Origin of the sequence: Pseudomonas sp. S4_EA_1b, from assembly GCF_016307435.1 — a bacterium.
Classification (GTDB): domain Bacteria; phylum Pseudomonadota; class Gammaproteobacteria; order Pseudomonadales; family Pseudomonadaceae; genus Aquipseudomonas; species Aquipseudomonas rhodesiae.
This window is the reverse complement of the sequence record NZ_JAEILC010000017.1, coordinates 91,615-91,861: the sequence shown is the minus strand read 5'-3', so window position 1 is coordinate 91,861 and position 247 is coordinate 91,615. Positions and strand designations below refer to the sequence as shown.

Below are 247 nucleotides of genomic sequence, written 5' to 3'. Positions count from 1 at the left end.
GACAGACCTGACCCACCCCGGCGCGTTCATCTACGGTTCGAGCTTCGCTCAGTTGCAGCAGACCATCCGCTACGGCCGTCAGGGCCAGATGCCTGCGCAGGAACAATTGCAAGGCAACGACAAGGTGCACTTGCTCGCGGCGTATGTGTACAGCTTGTCTCATGCAGACAAAAAGGCCGAGGAGCAGTGAGACTGATCGTTATTTAGCAACACAGAAACAACCCATGTGAGAGGGGGCTGGCCCCCC

Annotated in this window: 1 pseudogene; it reads left to right on the top strand. The window is 57.9% G+C overall.

Annotation, left to right across the window (positions count from 1 at the left end):
* Positions 1-190, top strand: a pseudogene (locus tag YA0848_RS06815) (cytochrome C oxidase Cbb3); the annotation flags it as partial.
* Positions 191-247 lie beyond the last annotated feature (57 nt).